Source organism: Agrobacterium sp. 22-223-1 (assembly GCF_053522385.1).
Map to the genome: position 1 here is coordinate 1623267 of NZ_JBNWCN010000001.1, position 16811 is coordinate 1640077.

Annotated in this window: 12 protein-coding genes and 1 riboswitch; of the genes, 7 read left to right on the top strand and 5 right to left on the bottom strand. The window is 61.0% G+C overall.

Annotated elements, in window-relative coordinates:
* The first annotated feature begins 2 nt into the window (after positions 1-2).
* Positions 3-986: an N-acetyl-D-Glu racemase DgcA gene (gene dgcA, locus ACQZ60_RS08060; RefSeq protein ID WP_035260342.1), complete on the top strand. Its 984-nt coding sequence runs from the start codon at positions 3-5 to the stop codon at positions 984-986.
* 535 nt (positions 987-1521) lie between these two features.
* Here dgcA and ACQZ60_RS08065 read toward each other — a convergent pair.
* Entirely contained in the window at positions 1522-2361 is an 840-nt protein-coding gene (locus ACQZ60_RS08065) for a UDP-2,3-diacylglucosamine diphosphatase (RefSeq protein WP_004433026.1), read from the bottom strand.
* 228 nt (positions 2362-2589) lie between these two features.
* On the opposite strand from ACQZ60_RS08065, the gene ACQZ60_RS08070 reads away from it, so the two are divergent.
* Both ACQZ60_RS08070 and ACQZ60_RS08075 read left to right on the top strand, forming a co-directional pair.
* Complete coding sequence (locus ACQZ60_RS08070) at positions 2590-4905, top strand: NADP-dependent malic enzyme (protein WP_020809546.1); 2316 nt, start codon at positions 2590-2592, stop codon at positions 4903-4905.
* Between the two features lie 136 nt (positions 4906-5041).
* A complete protein-coding gene (locus ACQZ60_RS08075; protein ID WP_031233649.1) occupies positions 5042-6154 on the top strand; it encodes a DUF2865 domain-containing protein in 1113 nt (370 codons plus the stop codon).
* A gap of 194 nt (positions 6155-6348) precedes the next feature.
* Here the strand turns inward: ACQZ60_RS08075 and bluB are convergent, their stop codons facing one another.
* Both bluB and ACQZ60_RS08085 read right to left on the bottom strand, forming a co-directional pair.
* Positions 6349-7065 carry a 5,6-dimethylbenzimidazole synthase gene (bluB, locus tag ACQZ60_RS08080; protein ID WP_059760139.1) on the bottom strand — a complete coding sequence of 239 codons (717 nt, stop codon included), beginning with the start codon at positions 7063-7065 and terminating at the stop codon, positions 6349-6351.
* Between the two features lie 77 nt (positions 7066-7142).
* A riboswitch (cobalamin riboswitch) is annotated at positions 7143-7324 on the bottom strand.
* Positions 7325-7388: 64 nt separating this feature from the next.
* Positions 7389-8219 (bottom strand): TolB family protein, encoded by an 831-nt coding sequence (locus tag ACQZ60_RS08085; protein ID WP_059760141.1) that lies wholly within the window; start codon positions 8217-8219, stop codon positions 7389-7391.
* A gap of 188 nt (positions 8220-8407) precedes the next feature.
* Between ACQZ60_RS08085 and ACQZ60_RS08090 the strand changes: the two genes are divergently transcribed.
* On the top strand, positions 8408-8785 hold the full coding sequence (locus tag ACQZ60_RS08090) for a glyoxalase superfamily protein (protein WP_059760143.1): 378 nt from the start codon (positions 8408-8410) through the stop codon (positions 8783-8785).
* A 253-nt stretch (positions 8786-9038) separates the two neighbouring features.
* On the opposite strand, the gene ACQZ60_RS08095 is transcribed toward ACQZ60_RS08090, so the two are convergent.
* Entirely contained in the window at positions 9039-10718 is a 1680-nt protein-coding gene (locus ACQZ60_RS08095) for an NAD+ synthase (RefSeq protein WP_059760145.1), read from the bottom strand.
* Between the two features lie 222 nt (positions 10719-10940).
* On the opposite strand from ACQZ60_RS08095, the gene ACQZ60_RS08100 reads away from it, so the two are divergent.
* The 3 genes from ACQZ60_RS08100 (at position 10941) to sthA (ending at position 15686) form a co-directional block, all read left to right on the top strand.
* A complete protein-coding gene (locus ACQZ60_RS08100) occupies positions 10941-12881 on the top strand; it encodes an LTA synthase family protein (protein ID WP_448735031.1) in 1941 nt (646 codons plus the stop codon).
* Positions 12882-12997: 116 nt separating this feature from the next.
* On the top strand, positions 12998-13531 hold the full coding sequence (locus ACQZ60_RS08105; protein WP_448735032.1) for a DUF1003 domain-containing protein: 534 nt from the start codon (positions 12998-13000) through the stop codon (positions 13529-13531).
* 751 nt (positions 13532-14282) lie between these two features.
* Positions 14283-15686: a Si-specific NAD(P)(+) transhydrogenase gene (gene sthA / locus ACQZ60_RS08110; protein WP_448735033.1), complete on the top strand. Its 1404-nt coding sequence runs from the start codon at positions 14283-14285 to the stop codon at positions 15684-15686.
* Positions 15687-15886: 200 nt separating this feature from the next.
* On the opposite strand, the gene ACQZ60_RS08115 is transcribed toward sthA, so the two are convergent.
* Positions 15887-16546 carry a hypothetical protein gene (locus tag ACQZ60_RS08115; RefSeq protein WP_004433046.1) on the bottom strand — a complete coding sequence of 220 codons (660 nt, stop codon included), beginning with the start codon at positions 16544-16546 and terminating at the stop codon, positions 15887-15889.
* Positions 16547-16811: the final 265 nt, after the last annotated feature.

Consider the following 16811-nt stretch of genomic DNA (forward strand, 5'->3'; position numbering starts at 1 on the left):
ACATGCCCCGTTACCTTCAAGCCACAACAGAACGTTTTCCCGTCGCCGGCAGCTTCACCATTTCACGCGGCACCCGCACGCATGCGGATGTCGTAACGTGCACCATCCGCGATGGTTCCTTTACCGGCATTGGCGAATGTGTGCCCTATCCGCGTTATGGCGAAAGCATCGAAGGCGTCATCGCCGATATCGAGGCGATGGCGCAGCAGATCGCCGGCGGCGTGACACGGCAGGAACTGCAGCAGGCGATGCAACCCGGCGCCGCCCGCAATGCGGTCGATTGCGCGCTGTGGGACCTCGAAGCCAAGATCAGCGGCAAAACCGTTGCCGAGCGCATCCTCGGACAGGCGGCAAAGCCGCTCGTCACAGCCTACACCATCTCACTTGCCGATCCCGAGACCATGGCCGCAAAGACGGCGGAAAACGCAGGCCGCCCGCTGCTGAAAATCAAGACCGGCACGGCGGACGACGAAGCGCGTCTAAGGGCCGTGCGCGCCGCCGCACCTGAAGCGCGCATCATCATCGACGCCAATGAGGGCTGGAACGATTATAATATCGAATATTATCTGAGACTTGCGGCAGAGCTGAAGATATCGCTGATCGAGCAGCCGCTACCCGCCGGCAAGGATGACATCCTCGCCCGCATCGACCATCCGGTGCTGATCTGCGCCGATGAAAGCGTGCATTCCACCCGCGACCTCGCCGCCCTGCGCGACCGTTACGATGCGATCAACATCAAGCTCGACAAGACCGGTGGCCTGACCGAAGCGCTCATCATGAAGGCCGAGGCCGAAAGGCTCGGCTTCACCATCATGGTCGGCTGCATGCTCGGCACCTCGCTCGGCATGGCGCCGGCCGTGCTGGCGGCGCAGGGTACAGCCTTTGCCGATCTCGACGGACCGCTGTTGTTGGCGCAGGATCGTGAGCCGGGACTGGTTTATGAGGGTTCGCTGGTTTATCCGGCGCGGCCGGAACTGTGGGGGTAAGTCGCTGGTATTGGAAGCAGTGAGACAAAGTGATCCACAACGTCGCCCCTTGTTTCTTCTCCCCGCCGGGGAGAAGGTGGCCCGAAGGGTCGGATGAGGGGGAGAGGTCAACGATGGGCCGAGAGCTTGCCCCCTCATCCCGCTGCCGCGACCTTCTCCCCGGCGGGGAGAAGGCGAAAAAACGCACCCGCTCGCCTTAAATGACGGAAGGGCTCGTCTATGAGGAAGGCGTGGTTATCCGGCCCCGCCGGAATTGCAGAAGTCTCGCTCAGGCACCGCGCGCCAAGGCGGTATCTTCCGCATGCCTTACTCAAAGAGTCACAGGGAAGATTTTAGAACCTCTCCTCCGTCATGCCGGACCTGATCCGGCATCCAGCCACGGCGCGTCTGCGCGGTGAGAAGAGTCTTACGCGATCAAAGACTTGATCGCGCTGGATCCCGGCTCAAGGCCGGGATGACGGTGTGCGGATATTGCCACTCATCGAATGCGGCATTCCATACGAGCCTATCGTCAGCGCCCGTCAAACGCCCCAATTCAGGCCGCGTGCTTCCCGATCAGCCCCGGAATATCCACCGGCTCCATCTCGTCCGATGCCTGCTCGGCGGTAACGTCGCTCGTCTGCATCCAGGTGATCAGCTCGAAGCTGCCATCGGCGTTTTCGGCAATCGCCGTGCAGCTTTCCACCCAGTCGCCGGTGTTGATGTAGCGGATGCCGTCCATGTCTTCCATCACCGCATGGTGAATGTGGCCACAGATGACGCCGTCGACATTGTTGCGGCGCGCCTCTTCGGCCACCACGCGCTGGAATTCGCCGATGAAGTTGACGGCGTGCTTGACCTGAAGCTTGGCCCAGGCCGAAAACGACCAGTAAGGCAGGCCGATGCGGCGGCGCACGGCGGCGATGGCGATGTTGAGCGCAATCGCCGCATCATAGGCCCAGTCGCCGAGATAGGCGAGCAGGCGGGCGTTGCGCACCACCACGTCGAACTCGTCGCCATGGATGATGAGATACTTCTTGCCGTCGGCCGCCTCATGGATCATGCGTTCGGCCACTTCGATGCCGCCGAAATGCATGCCGGGAAATTCCCGCAGGAATTCATCGTGATTGCCGGGAATATAGACGATGCGCGTTCCCTTGCGGGCCTTGCGCAGAAGCTTCTGCACCACGTCGTTGCAGCCCTGCGGCCAGTACCAGCTGCGGCGCAGACGCCAGCCGTCGACGATGTCGCCGACGAGAATGATCGTCTCGGCCTCGTGATGTTTCAGGAAGTCGAGCAGATAGTCCGTCTTGGCCGCCTTGGAGCCAAGATGAACATCCGAAATGAAAAGCGTTCTGAACTGTCTGGTTTCGATTTGACCGGCCACGGATTTCATCCCCCTGTTCGGTTGCGTCCCTGCGGCTTTCTTACCTCTCAGAACCAGACTCGTGTTTCAGCAACATGACAGACGCCGGTTTTTATAGGGAATATGACGAAAGCCTTCACGAAAACGCGAATAAGCCATGGCCGCATTTGCATAAGGTACGGTCAAATAACGGCTGTACCACGGGGAAGTTTGTTGTATTCAGGGGGCCGGAATTGAACCAGACATGACGGTGGAAGAATGACCTCTCACGATAAGAACAACACGCCCGCCAACACGGCAAAGGCCGATATCGAGGAACAGGCGCTCTTTTTCCACCGCTATCCGCGCCCCGGCAAGCTGGAAATCCAGGCCACCAAGCCGCTCGGCAACCAGCGCGATCTGGCGCTTGCCTATTCGCCGGGTGTAGCCGCCCCCTGCCTCGCCATCCATGAAAATCCGGAAACGGCGGCGGAATATACCGCCCGCGCAAACCTCGTCGCCGTCATTTCCAACGGCACGGCAGTGCTCGGCCTCGGCAATATCGGCCCGCTCGCTTCCAAGCCGGTGATGGAAGGCAAGGCCGTTCTCTTCAAGAAATTCGCCGGCATTGACGTCTTCGATATCGAAATCGATGCGCCCGGCATCAACGACATGGTCTCCACCATCGCAGCGCTGGAGCCCACCTTCGGCGGCATCAACCTTGAGGACATCAAGGCGCCGGAATGTTTCGAGGTGGAACGTCAGCTGCGCGAAAAGATGAATATCCCGGTCTTCCACGATGACCAGCACGGCACCGCGATCATCGTCGCCGCCGCCGTCACCAATGCGTTGGAACTCGCCGGAAAATCGCTCTCGAGCGTCAAGATCGTCGCCTCGGGTGCAGGTGCGGCGGCGCTTGCCTGCCTCAACCTCCTCGTCGCCATGGGCGCGAAGAAAGAAAACATCTGGGTCCACGACATCGAAGGCCTCGTTTATGACGGCCGCAACACGCTGATGGACGAGTGGAAGGAAGTTTACGCCCAGAAGACCGACAAGCGCGTCCTGGCCGAAACCATCGACGGCGCCGACGTCTTCCTCGGCCTTTCCGCCGCCGGCGTGCTGAAGCCGGAACTCTTGGAGCGCATGGCGGAAAACCCGCTGATCCTGGCGCTTGCCAACCCCAATCCGGAAATCATGCCGGAGGCGGCGCGTGCGGCCCGTCCGGATGCGATGATCTGCACCGGCCGCTCGGATTTCCCGAACCAGGTCAACAACGTTCTCTGCTTCCCCTATATCTTCCGCGGCGCGCTCGATTGCGGCGCGACCACGATCAACGAGGAAATGAAGATGGCCGCCGTGCAGGCCATCGCCGAACTCGCGCGGGAGGAAGTCTCCGAAGTGGCCGCAAAGGCCTATAGCGGCGAAACGCCGGTCTTCGGCCCGAACTACCTCATCCCCTCGCCCTTCGATCCGCGCCTCATTCTGCGCATTGCGCCCGCCGTTGCCCGCGCTGCGGCCGCAAGCGGCGTCGCCGCCCGGCCGATCACCGATTTCGAAGCCTATCTCGACCAGCTGAACCGTTTCGTCTGGCGCTCCGGCTTCATCATGAAGCCGGTCTTCAATGCCGCCAAGGCCGCCGAAAAGAAGCGCATCATCTTTGCCGAGGGCGAAGACGAGCGCGTGCTGCGCGCCGCCCAGGTGCTTCTGGAAGAAGGCACCGGCATTCCGATCCTCATCGGCCGCCCGCAGATCATCGAAACGCGCCTGAAGCGCTTCGGCCTGCGCATTCGCCCGCATACGGATTTCGCCGTGGTCAACCCGGAAGACGATCCGCGCTACCGCGACTATGTCGATGACTATTTCGCCCTTGTCGGCCGCGTCGGCATCAACCCGGAAGCAGCCCGCACCATCGTGCGCACCAACACGACCGTCATCGGCGCACTGTCGGTGAAGCGCGGCGAAGCGGATGCGCTGATCTGCGGCCTCGAAGGCCGTTACGACCGCCACCTGCGCGACGTGAACCAGATCATCGGCAAGCAGGAAGGCGTGCGTTCCTTCGCCGGCCTCAGCCTGCTCATCACCCAGCAGGGTGCGCTGTTCCTGACCGACACTTTCGTGAATTACGATCCGACCTCCGAGGAAGTGGCGGAAATGGCCATTCTCGCGGCCAAGGAAATCCGCCGCTTCGGCATCACGCCGAAGATCGCCCTCGCCAGCCATTCCAATTTCGGCTCGCGCGATTCCGAAAGCGCCCGCAAGATGCGCCGTGCCCTGAAGATCGTGCAGGAAGCCGCACCGGAACTGGAAGTTGACGGCGAAATGCAGGGCGGTTCGGCCCTTTCGGAAGCGCTGCGCAAGCGCGCCATGCCGAACAGCGTGCTGACCGGCGAAGCGAACCTTCTGGTCTTCCCGAACCTCGATGCCGCCAACATCACCCTCGGCGTCACCCGCACCTTGACGGAAGGCCTGCATGTCGGCCCGATCCTGCTCGGCACGGCCCTGCCCGCCCATATCCTGTCGCCCAGCGTCACCTCGCGCGGCGTCGTCAACATGGCGGCCTTTGCCGTCGTGCAGGCCTCGCATCCTTCGGTGTGATAGAGGCCCTATTAACGCAATTTTGAACAGGCTGTTGCCGCCTTGCGGCAACAGCTTATGTTATCTTCCCGAAACACGGATTTCGTGAAGTATAACGCCCCTGCCACCGGCCGGGGACATCGAACGGATCGAACAATTGACCCGCCGCAGCCGCATCATCGGCCTCCTGCTTCCCCTTGTTTTCGTCGCCCCGGCCGCCGCTTTCGCGGATCAGGTCTGCGATATGCTTTATGCGCAATTGCGCGAGCCGCCCCGCGTCATCGGCAATACGGCCGAGGTGCGGCGTTACGCCAATGCGCTCGCCCGCCAGAATATCGTCATCCGCAAGATCAGGAACGACTTGCGCGGCTATGGCTGCTCATCCGGCAGCGTCATCGTCTACGGCAATCCCAATGCCGGTATCTGCGCCGAAATCGGCGATGCGCTGGCGGAAGCAGAAAGCGAGCGCGACGCCATCATCCGTGACCGCGACGACGCCATGGCGGCAGCGCGTAGCGACGACGGCGACATCAGGCGTCAGCGCATTCTTGCCGCCCTCGATGCCAATGGCTGCAACACCCTGCCGCAAACGGAAACGCAATTGCCGCCGCCTCCGGATGTAACGCGTTATCCCGACGCTTTTCGGCAGAATGGCCCGCAGAACGGCGACGAGCCGGGACAGGCGGGGCTTTCGCCCTACCCCAACGCCGCCGAGGGCGGGCTTCGCACACTCTGCGTGCGCACCTGCGACGGCTCGTTTTTCCCCATCGCTTCCAATGCCTCGCCGCTCGATTTCCGCGCCCAGGCGGAGCAGTGCGAGAAAATGTGTCCGGGCACCGAGACGGAGCTTTATTTCCACTCCATGACGGATCAGGAAACCGCCGATATGGTTTCGGCGGAAACAGGCAAACCCTACAGAGAGCTGCCAACCGCCTTCGCTTACAGGAACGCCACAGCAAAAGCGCCGGGCTGCGCCTGCAACATGGCCGCCTATCACAATGAAATGCAAAAGCAGGAAGAGGCCGCCCGGCCGCAGCCCGAAAAACCCTATTCCGGCATCACCACCATTCCATCACCGCAAGGTGACAAGGCTGAAAAACCCACCGAACAGCAACAGGCTGCCAAGCCGCCGGAACAGCCCGTTCCCGAACGCGACTATGACCCGAACGATAGCCGCGTCCGCGTCATAGGCCCGAAATTCCTGCCCGACCAGACGGGCCGGATCGACCTGAAGAACCCGGCATTGAAGGGTATACAGCCGCAGCAGTGACATACATCGCGGAGCGAGCGCGCTCCCCTTGCTTCTTCTCCCCGAGGGGGAGAAGTCCGCGGCAGCGGGATGAGGGGGCGGCGTCAGCGATATTCGGAGAGCTTGCCCCCTCATCCGACCCTTCGGGCCACCTTCTCTCCGGCGGGGAGAAGAAACACGCGGCAACGTCCCGCTTTGTTCACAGGCCTCCGCTTCTACACCCCGCCCCAGCGGTTACGGAACACCAGTTCCTCCAGCGGCACGCGCTGTCGCCAGCCCTTCACCGCCAGTTCCGGCTCGTTATAGAGCGCATCGACACGGCCGAGGCAAAGCCAGGCGACGATTTCGATATGGTCGGGAATATCGAGAATGGTGCGAATGTCGCTATCGTGGAAAATGCTGACCCAGCCGACGCCGATGCCTTCGGCGCGCGCCGCGAGCCAGAGATTCTGGATGGCGCAGACGGTGGAATAGACATCCGTGCGCGGATTGTGGGTGCGGCCCAGCACCACCTTGCCGCCGCGCGTCGGATCGCAGGTGACGCAGATGCTGAGCGGCGCCTTGCGGATGCCTTCAAGCTTGAGACTGCGATAAAGCGCCTGCTGCTCGCCCGTAAACATCGCCGCCGCCTCCTCATTGGCGCGGCTGAAGGCCACGAAGGCCGCCTGACGGATCGCGCCATCGGTGACGAGGGTAAAATTCCACGGCTGCATGAAACCGACAGAGGGTGCGGAATGGGCCGCCTTCAAAAGACGCTCCACCAGATCGTCCGGCAGCGGGTCCGGCAGGAACTGGTCGCGCACGTCACGACGGGTCTCGATGGCGCGGTAAATCGCCTCGCGTTCCTCACAGGAAAACGGGCGGGCGGGCGAGAGCGCGTGATCGAACGAACTGGCGCCGGGCGGATTGCTTACGGACGAATCGGCTGGCATCGTTTATCCCCAACAATGCGAAGACCGGGCGCAAATGCGCACCCCGCCTCGACAACAACCTGCCGCCGTCCGCGCGGTTCGGTCTATCCCGTCAGGCCGGTCTTCTGACTTGGCTTCATCCGCCCTTTTCGCCTTCCCGAATTGCTCCAGTGGCTTTAAAAAAGAACGTCCGCCTCACAGCGCTGGGCACGTTCCGGTCTTTCACCGGATTCCCGATTCTCCCGCCGCAAGGGCAGGCACCTGACAGGCAAGCTATGGGCAAAAAAGTTTGCGGATGCAAGCATCCTGCCGGCGGTGCGGCAATGTGGCCTGCCTCATCCCCATCATTCCACCGGGAAATACCTGACATAAGCGAACTCGTCCCCATCCGGTGACCAGTTGGGCGAATTCATCGTTCCCTGCCCGCCGAAAAGTTCGAACAGCGTCTCGGCATTGCCGCCATCCATATCCATCAGCCGCACCCGCACATCGAGATCGCGCGGATGGTCGAAAACGTCGCCGTCATAGGAAACGAACACCACCTTGTCTCCCCTCGGAGACGGGTGCGGAAACCAGTCGCCATAGGGGCTGTCGGTGATGCGCTCGACGGCTGAGCCATCCACCCGCACGCGCCAGATCTGCATTCGCCCGGTGCGGCTGGAATTGAAATAGATCCACTCACCGTCCGGCGAATAATCCGGCCCGTCATTGCGGCCTTCGCCATGGGTCAGCCGCGTCTCGACGCCGCTTGTTATATCCATCGAATAGATATCGAAGACCTGATCGCGAATGCCGCAATAGGCAAAACCTTTCTCATCCGGCGACCAGCCATGCCAGTAAGAGGGAAGATTTTTCGTCATCAGCCGCGGCGCACCGCCCGCCGAGGCCATGAGATAAATGGCGCTCTTGCCGAATTCCACCTTGTCGGAAATGGCGTAGAGCGAACCATCCGGCGAAATGCCGTGATCGTTGTTGCAGAGCGTCGCAAAGCCGGTATCGACCTTTTGCGGCGAAATATCACCGGCAAGAGACAGGCGGTAAAGCAGCCCTTCGCTGTTCAGCAGCAGGTATTTTCCATCCGGCGACCAGTTCGGCGCTTCAAAAAGATCAGGCGTCTGCCACACCACCCGCATCTGCCGGGTGCGGATGTTGAAGATTTCGATGGAGCTGCGCATTCTGCCTCCCGGGCGTGTCGGTGTCTCGTTCAAAGCGCCCGGTGCAGACATTCCGTTTGCATCCGCCATCGCCTCGATTATGATCCTAGGGCGGCAGGCACCGTCCTGCAAATTCAAACCAGAAAAAACGCCAGCGCTCCGGCACCGTCCGCGACCTTTGCCGTTTCTCCCAGATCCGAGGTTCCGCGATGAATACCATCGCCGATCACGGCATCCGCTTCGGCCGGATCGCCGCAATGCTTCCTGTCAAAAACATCGAAAAGGCCCATGATTTTTACGTTGGCGTGCTGGGCTTCGAAAAGACCTTCGAAAACGGCAACCCTGTCGGCTTCATGATCCTCAAACAGGGCAATGCCGAGCTGCACCTGACATTGCAGCCCGCACACAAGGCAGCACCCTTCAATGTGGCGCATATGATGGTGAGCGATGTGGACGCGCTGCATGCGCTCTGCAAGAGCCAGGGCTTGCGCATCATCAAGGGCCTGCAGGACAAGGATTACGGTCTCAGGGCCTTTGTGTTTGAGGACCCGGATGGCAACCGCATCGATGTGGGACAAGTTATTTAAGGTAAGTGAACGGCGCGGGGTTTTCTCCGCGCCGCTTGCTTAAACACGAAGGCTTGTTGTGGAACGAGCGCATGCCGCTTGTTTCTTCTCCCCGCGGGGGAGAAGTCCGCGGCAGCGGGATGAGGGGGCGACGTCAGCGATAGACCGAGAGGTTGCCCCCTCATCCGACCCTTCGGGCCACCTTCTCCCCGGCGGGGAGAAGAAACGCACGGCAACGCCGGGCAAAGCATCCGCTACCCGCGCCTTCCTTCAATCATCGATCCCGAAACCGGTTGGTGATCGGATAACGCCTGTCACGCCCAAAGTTCTTCTTGGTGATCTTCACACCCGGCGCCGATTGCCGGCGCTTGTATTCGGCGAGATAGAGCAGATGCTCCACCCGGTGCACCGTCGCCACATCATGGCCACGAGCCAGAATTTCCTCAACCGACATTTCCTTCTCGACGAGGCATTCCAGAATATCGTCCAGCACCGGATAGGGCGGCAGCGAATCCTGGTCGGTCTGGTTGGGGCGCAATTCGGCCGAGGGGGCCTTGGAAATGATATTGGCCGGGATCACCTCACCGGAAGGGCCGAGCGCGCCCGGCGGCACATGGGCATTGCGCCAGCTGGAAATGGCATAGACCTGCATCTTGTAGAGGTCCTTGATGGGGTTGAAACCGCCATTCATGTCGCCGTAGAGCGTGGCATAACCCACCGACATTTCCGACTTGTTGCCCGTCGTCACCACCATGGAGCCGAACTTGTTCGAGACGGCCATCAAGATGGTGCCGCGCGTGCGGCTCTGCAGGTTTTCCTCGGTAATGCCCTCTTCCGTGCCCTCGAAGAGATCGGAAAGCGCCGAGAGGAATCCTTCCACCGGCTCTGAAATCGGCACGATATCGTAACGGCAGCCCAGCGCCTTGGCGCAATCGGCCGCATCCTTCAGCGATTCCTCCGAAGTATAGCGGTAAGGCAGCATGATGCAGCGCACCCGCTCCTCGCCCAGCGCATCGACGGCAAGGGCGGCACAGATCGCCGAATCGATGCCGCCGGAAAGGCCGAGAACCACGCTCTTGAAGCCGTTCTTGTTGACGTAATCGCGAAAGCCCAGCATGCAGGCGCGGTAATCCGCCTCCTCGCCTTCGGGAATCTTCGAGAAAGGTCCGCTATCGCAATGCCAGCCGTCTGCCGTGCGTTTCCAGTCGGTGACGGCAAGTGTGGCCTCGAACTGACTCATCTGGAAGGCGAGCGTTTTGTCGGCATTGAAGCCGAAGCTCGCGCCGTCGAACACCAGCTCATCCTGCCCACCCAACTGGTTGGCGAAAACGAGCGGCAGGCCGCTTTCAATCACCTGTCGCAGCGCCACCTGATGGCGCACATCCAGCTTGCCGCGATAATAGGGCGAACCGTTCGGCACCAGCAGGATTTCCGCCCCGCTTTCGGCAAGCGTCTCGCAGACACCCATATCGTTCCAGATTTCCTCGCAGATCGGAATGCCGATCCTGACCCCACGGAAATTATAGGGACCGGAAATCGAGCCTTCGGAGAAAACCCGCTTCTCGTCGAACTCGCCGTAATTCGGCAGGTCGATCTTGTCGCGCAGCGCGATGATCTTGCCGCCATCCAGAAGCGCCACGGAATTGTGCCGGCCCGTCTCGCCCTGTCGCGGAAAACCGATGACGATGCCCGGTCCGCCATCGGCGGTTTCCGCCGCCAGCTCTTCCACGGCTTTCAGGCATGCTTTCAGGAAAGCCGGTTTCAGCACCAGGTCTTCCGGCGGGTAGCCGGATATGAACAGCTCCGTCAGGAGCAGAAGATCGGCGCCCTGCGTCGCCGCATCGGCCCTTGCCTCGCGCGCCTTGGCGAGATTGCCCGCCACGTCGCCAACGGTGGGATTGAACTGCCCGACGGCAATCCGGAGATGGTTCTGGATATCGTGTCTGTCGCTCATGGCTTTTCAATACCGCGCCCGTGGCCGCTCCGCAACGCGGCAATTGCATGGCGGCGTCCGTTACGCTTCGGCCGCGCGCGTTCACGCTAAGGTTATCGCCGCACCGGCCAGACTCTTCAAAGTTCATGTCGCGTTCATCGCGCTTATGTGACAGTTACATGACACTTTTGCGACACCCGATTCACCTCCCCGGATCGGCCGTGCCGCCTGCAATACCGGAGTATGGGTTTGAGAGATTCGGCGCCAAAAACAACGGCTTCCGAAAAGGCTGGTTTCGTCTTTTCGCCTGCATGGACAAGGAGCCTTTCCAAGCTTTCGGGCATCGCCTATCCGCTTGCCAATCTGACGGTCGCGTCCGTCGTGCTGGTCGTGGCGCTGGAGTGGATCGCCCGCGGTTCGCTCACGGATGTCGGCGCTTTCCTCACCTCCTCCGCCCGCCCCGGCATGACCACCATTGCCGCCGTGCTCGCCCTTCTCGTGGCGCTGGATGCACTTCTTGGCAGGCGTTACCTGTCGCTGATCGCGCTTGCGCCGCTCTGCGCGCTGACGGGGCTGATTTCGGCACAGAAACAGACCTATCTTTCCGATCCGCTTTATCCATCCGACCTGCTGTTCGGCCGGCAGATTCTTGAGCTTCTGCCGACCATGCTGAAGGCCCAGCCGATGACGGCAGCCCTCGTCGCCCTCGGCATCTGCGCCACGATTGCCGCTCTCGCAGCGCTGTGGCTGCTGGCGCGCCGCCATTCACCGGGCTTGAGCTGGCGCGAACGCGCCGCCGGTCTCGCGATGGCGCTGCCGCTTCTTGCGGGGCTCGCCTCACTGATGGACTATTCGCATTATTCCTGGGTGCGCGATCGCCTCAACATCATTCCCATGATGTGGGATCAGCAGGAAAATTACCGCCATAACGGCTTCCTGATGGCCTTCGCCTTCAATATTCCGATGGCCAATGTCTCGGCGCCGCAGGGTTACGGCGAAAACAGCATTGCCGACCTGACCGCGGAACCCACCGCCTTCGCCGCCAACAAGGGCGATTACCCCGATGTCATCATGCTGATGAGCGAGTCGCTGTGGGATCCGACGCGGCTGGAAAATGTGAGCCTCTCCGCCGATCCCATGCCGACGATCCGCGCCAAACAGTCCGGCAATGTCTTTTCCCCGGAATTCGGCGGCATGACGGCGAATGTGGAATTCGAGGCGCTGACCGGCTTTTCCAACGCCTTCCTGCCCTATGGCAGCATTCCCTATCAGCAATATATCCGCCGCCCGGTGCCCTCGCTCGCCAGCTTCTTCCGTGGCGAAGGTTATTCCGCCATCGCCATGCATCCGTTCCAGGAATGGTTCTGGAACCGCAAGCAGGTCTACAGGAATTTCGGCTTCGAGGAATTCCGCTCCGAAGAGACGCTGCCGGCCATGGAAAAACGCGGCAATTTCGCCTCCGACGATGCGCTTATGGACGAGATCATGGCGACGGCCGAAAAGGCGCAGAACCCGCTCTTCCTCTTCGCCGTCACCCTTCAGGGACATGGTCCCTACGAGGCGACCCGTTACGCCGAAAACACCATCGGCGTCGAAGGCGATCTATCCGCCTCGGCCTCGCAGGCGCTCGCCACCTATTCTCAAGGGGTGGCGGAGGCTGACGAAGCGCTGCTGAAACTGATGCGCTGGGCAAAGAAGCGCGACCGTGAAACCATCATCGTCCTCTTCGGCGATCACCTGCCGCCGCTCGGCCAGACCTTCGTGGAAAGCGGCTACATGCCGGGCATGGTGGCCAGCCGCCGCGCGCCGGTGGAGGTGATGAAGAAGGAACACGAGACGCCGCTCGTCGTCTGGTCTTCCAAAAAGGGCGTGCGCAAGAATATCGGCACCATCAGCCCGGCGCTTTTGCCCTATCATGTGCTGAAAACGGCGGGCTTCTCCGATCCCTTCTACACCGGCACGCTTGGCGAAGTGCAGCAGGCCTTTTCCGTCATCGACCGACATATGCTGGTGACGACCGACGGCAAGGCCCTGCCCGACTGGTCGATTGCCCCGAACGCCGTTCCCGACGTGGTGCGCGACTACCGCCTGCTGCAATTCGACATGATGTTCGGCCAGCAATATGGCCGCGAGCGCTTCTTCCCCGGTTTCAACTGGCTGCACGAGGGCGCGCCATCGGTCTGATGTTTTTCGGCGGGGACGCCTGAACCGCATGGCGGTGGAAATCGTTTGAATTCCACCGCCATGCGGGTTTATCTCGGGATAACATCCGCATCGCCCATCAGAACCGGAGACACACCGTGTCAGATATCTCCGACTATATCGTTTCGCATTTCAAGCGCTCCTCTCGCGAAATCGGCGAAGTGGAGCGGCGCATTCTGGAACTGTCGCACCAGAAGAAGCTGGTTTCGAGCGACACCAATGCGGAATTTTCCGCTGGCGCCAGTTTCGGCGACAGGCTGGCCGACAATATCGCCAAGGTCGGCGGCTCCTGGGGTTTCATCCTCGGTTTCTGCTTTTTCCTGATCTTCTGGGCTGTCATCAACACCATCATCCTGACGACCGGCGCCTTCGATCCCTACCCCTTCATCTTCCTCAACCTGCTGCTTTCCATGCTGGCGGCCATTCAGGCGCCGATCATCATGATGTCGCAGAACCGCCAGGCCGCCCGCGACCGCTTCGAGGCCGCCAAGGACTACGAGGTGAACCTGAAGGCCGAGCTTGAGGTTCTGTCCCTGCATGAAAAGATCGATGTGAAGGTGCTGGCCGAACTGGCCGCGCTCCGGCAGGACCTTGCAGCACTTCACCGCCATGTCACCCGCAAGGAAGACTGACGCCGGAAAATTCATCCCCGCTTTTCCCCACCCCGCGACGCGCTGTTAGATTAAACGCAGTCCCGCCGGGTGGACGCCAGACGTGGCGGAAACCGAGGGACGGTCCTGGTGGTGGAACGCTGGCAACGTTCGTGGAAAGGACCATTTCGCAAAAGGCGGTGCACCGCCTTTTGCGAAATACGGCATGGTGAAAGACCCGGCTGCGCAACGCATCCGACCCACACCAACCTCAACCAAAGCGCAGCCGGGCAATCGCCCGACGCAGAGTATCCCCGACCGGCGACGCTGGGCGGGATGATGCTGTTTGGGTTTTAGGGCGTTTTCAGGAAAAGTCGACCGAAGTGCGCGGGGCTTACCCCCCTCTGCCCTGCCGGGCATCTCCCCCTCAAGGGGGGAGATCGGCAAGAGGCCCTCTTGTCGCTTCATTCTCAAGCTTCAAGATGGACGAGACATCGCCGCAGATCGATCTCCCCCCTTGAGGGGGAGATGCCCGGCAGGGCAGAGGGGGGTAAGCTCCACGCACCGCCACCCTCCATGAATCGCACAACCTCCTGAAACCTCACCCCCAGTTACGAATCCGTCAGATTCTTACGCTACAGATTGACGCAGGCGTTTGTTGCATTGCACTCTTGCGGGCAAGGCTGAAGGGGAATCACTCCCCATCGTCAAAATGGCATCACGACCATTTCGCGGCGACGCCATGCCGGATGCAACATCCGGTCATTGCAATAATTCTGTTCCGGGGTTTTTCATGCACCAGTTCGATCTGATTGTTGTCGGCAGCGGCCCGGCGGGAAGACGGGCCGCCATTCAGGCAGCCAAGCTCGAAAAGAGGGTTCTGGTCATCGAGAAGGGCAGCCGCGTCGGCGGCGTTTCCGTGCACACCGGCACCATTCCATCGAAGACCCTGCGCGAGACGGCGCTCAACCTCACCGGCTGGCGCGAGCGTGGTTTTTACGGCCGCGCCTATCGCGTCAAGCAGGAGATCGATGCCGAAGACCTGCGCCGTCGCCTGCTCATCACGCTGGATCACGAAGTGGAAGTGCTGGAACACCAGTTCGCCCGCAACCGCGTGCAGCACATTCGCGGCACGGCGAGCTTCATCGACGCCAACACCATGAAGGTGGTGAAGAGCGACGGCGAGATCATGACCGTGACGGGCACCTCCATCCTGCTGACCATCGGCACCCGCCCCTACCGGCCGCCGCATATTCCCTTTGATGGCGAAGTGGTGCTCGATTCGGACGAGATTCTCGAGATCAAGGAACTGCCGCGCTCCATGGTCGTGGTCGGCGCCGGCGTCATCGGCATCGAATATGCCACCATTTTCAGCGCGCTCGATACACAGGTGACGGTGGTGGAGCCGCGCGAAACCATGCTGGAATTCATCGACAAGGAAATCGTCGAGGACTTCACCTATCAGCTGCGCGACCGCAACATGAAGCTGATCTTCGGCCAGAAGGCGGAAAAGGTGGAGCGCGACGAAAGCGGCAAATGCCTCGTCTCGCTCGGCAATGGCCGCGTGCTGAAGGCCGAGACGGTGCTGTTCGCCGCCGGCCGCGTCGGCGCCACCGATACGCTCAATCTTTCGGCCTGCGGGCTGGAGGCCGACAGCCGTGGCCGCCTGAAGGTCGATCCCGAAACCTTCCAGACCTCGGTGCCGAATATCTATGCCGCCGGCGACATCATCGGTTTCCCGAGCCTTGCCTCCACCTCCATGGAACAGGGCCGCATCGCCGCCCGCCACGCCGTCGGCGCACCGGCCGGGGAACCGCCGCAATTCTTCCCCTATGGCATATATGCCGTCCCGGAAATCTCCACCTGCGGCCTGACGGAAGAAGAAGTCATCGAACGCGGCATTCCCTATGAATGCGGCATCGCCCATTTCCGCGAAACCTCACGCGGCCACATCATGGGTCTCGACAGCGGCCTCTTGAAGATGATCTTCTCGCTCAAAACCCGCCGCCTGCTCGGCGTCCACATCGTCGGCGAAGGCGCGACCGAACTGGTGCATATCGGCCAGGCGGTGCTGAACCTGAAGGGCACTGTGGAATATTTCGTCGAGAATACGTTCAATTACCCCACGCTCGCGGAAGCCTATAAGATTGCCGGGCTGGATGCGTGGAACCGCATGGGTGAGATCAAGAAGGATTAGGCTTTTGTTGCGGGGAGAGTTCGTGCGATATGCACAACCCTCTCCTTCGTCATGCTCGGGCCTGTCCCGAGCATCTGCAACGCCGCAATTTTATACGACGTGATTAGATCCTTGGGACAAGCCCAAGGATGACGCCGCGCAGGGCGCGAAAATGCCTATCGTTTCTGCTCATTCATCCGACAACCGGTAAGGCACCCCCCTCACCACCGAATACTATACCGCGCACTCACCCCCGGCCGGAAATGATCCGCATAGCCCTGATCGAGCGTCCCCCGCACAGTCAGGTGATCGCCCAGTTTCTGCTCCACCGCCACGCCGCTGCTGAACTCGTTGAAACTGTTGCGGCTCGCCCCCGTCAGCACAAAAGCCGTGCCCGTTTCGGACCGGGAAAGGCGCAGCGACTGCGACACATCCAGCCCGTTCCATTGCTGCGCTGTGCCGTCATAACGCACGGTGAAATTGCGGTTCGCCTCGATATCCAGCTCCGGCGTAACGATGCGCTTCTGCTGCGAGGTCACGGAAACGCTGCTCGATCCCGTCAGCGCATTGAAGATGACGCCGACATCACGGGCCAGGGAAACGCCGGGCAACTGTTCAGCCAGCAGCGTGACATTACCCCATACCCGCACCGGTGTATCCACCACTTGCCCCGTTTTGGAAGCGCTCATGCCCATTTCCAGCCCCGCCCGAATGGGCGTATCGACCGGCAGTTTCGCGCCGATGCGCGCCGTATAGGAACGGTCTGAATTCTTGACCGGCTTCCAGATCAACCCGGCTTCGTCCGCATGCACCGTCGTTCCGCCACAGAGGCCAGCAACGAGCGACAGGTGAAAAAAGAAAATCGATGTTCGGAACGGCATATCTTGTCCCCAAATCATTTAAGGGCGTGCCGGCGCTACCCGGAAAGCACGGTAAAAGTCGAGTCCAACGAGATTGTCGGCGTGACGGCCACCCTATCAGGCTGGCCCGCATTCCCCTGAACGGCAACACGAGGCAACAGGGAAATCATGGCAGTCATTGTGCCAGATGAACGGGAGATGAACAAGCGCACATGCAGCAAAATTATGTGCGGTGCGATAAAGATGGAATGAGCGCTACCCCCTCATGGCCTCTTTGCGCCAGAAG

What these genes read in the sequence shown, in the direction of transcription:
- dgcA (WP_035260342.1), top strand. Translation starts at nt 3, where the DNA reads ATGCCCCGTTACCTTCAAGCCACAACAGAACGTTTTCCCGTCGCCGGC.
- ACQZ60_RS08070 (WP_020809546.1), top strand. Translation starts at nt 2,590, where the DNA reads ATGACCTCTCACGATAAGAACAACACGCCCGCCAACACGGCAAAGGCC.
- ACQZ60_RS08095 (WP_059760145.1), bottom strand. Translation starts at nt 10,718, where the DNA reads ATGAGCGACAGACACGATATCCAGAACCATCTCCGGATTGCCGTCGGG.
- sthA (WP_448735033.1), top strand. Translation starts at nt 14,283, where the DNA reads ATGCACCAGTTCGATCTGATTGTTGTCGGCAGCGGCCCGGCGGGAAGA.
- bluB (WP_059760139.1), bottom strand. Translation starts at nt 7,065, where the DNA reads ATGCCAGCCGATTCGTCCGTAAGCAATCCGCCCGGCGCCAGTTCGTTC.
- ACQZ60_RS08065 (WP_004433026.1), bottom strand. Translation starts at nt 2,361, where the DNA reads ATGAAATCCGTGGCCGGTCAAATCGAAACCAGACAGTTCAGAACGCTT.
- ACQZ60_RS08085 (WP_059760141.1), bottom strand. Translation starts at nt 8,219, where the DNA reads ATGCGCAGCTCCATCGAAATCTTCAACATCCGCACCCGGCAGATGCGG.
- ACQZ60_RS08090 (WP_059760143.1), top strand. Translation starts at nt 8,408, where the DNA reads ATGAATACCATCGCCGATCACGGCATCCGCTTCGGCCGGATCGCCGCA.
- ACQZ60_RS08115 (WP_004433046.1), bottom strand. Translation starts at nt 16,546, where the DNA reads ATGCCGTTCCGAACATCGATTTTCTTTTTTCACCTGTCGCTCGTTGCT.
- ACQZ60_RS08100 (WP_448735031.1), top strand. Translation starts at nt 10,941, where the DNA reads ATGGGTTTGAGAGATTCGGCGCCAAAAACAACGGCTTCCGAAAAGGCT.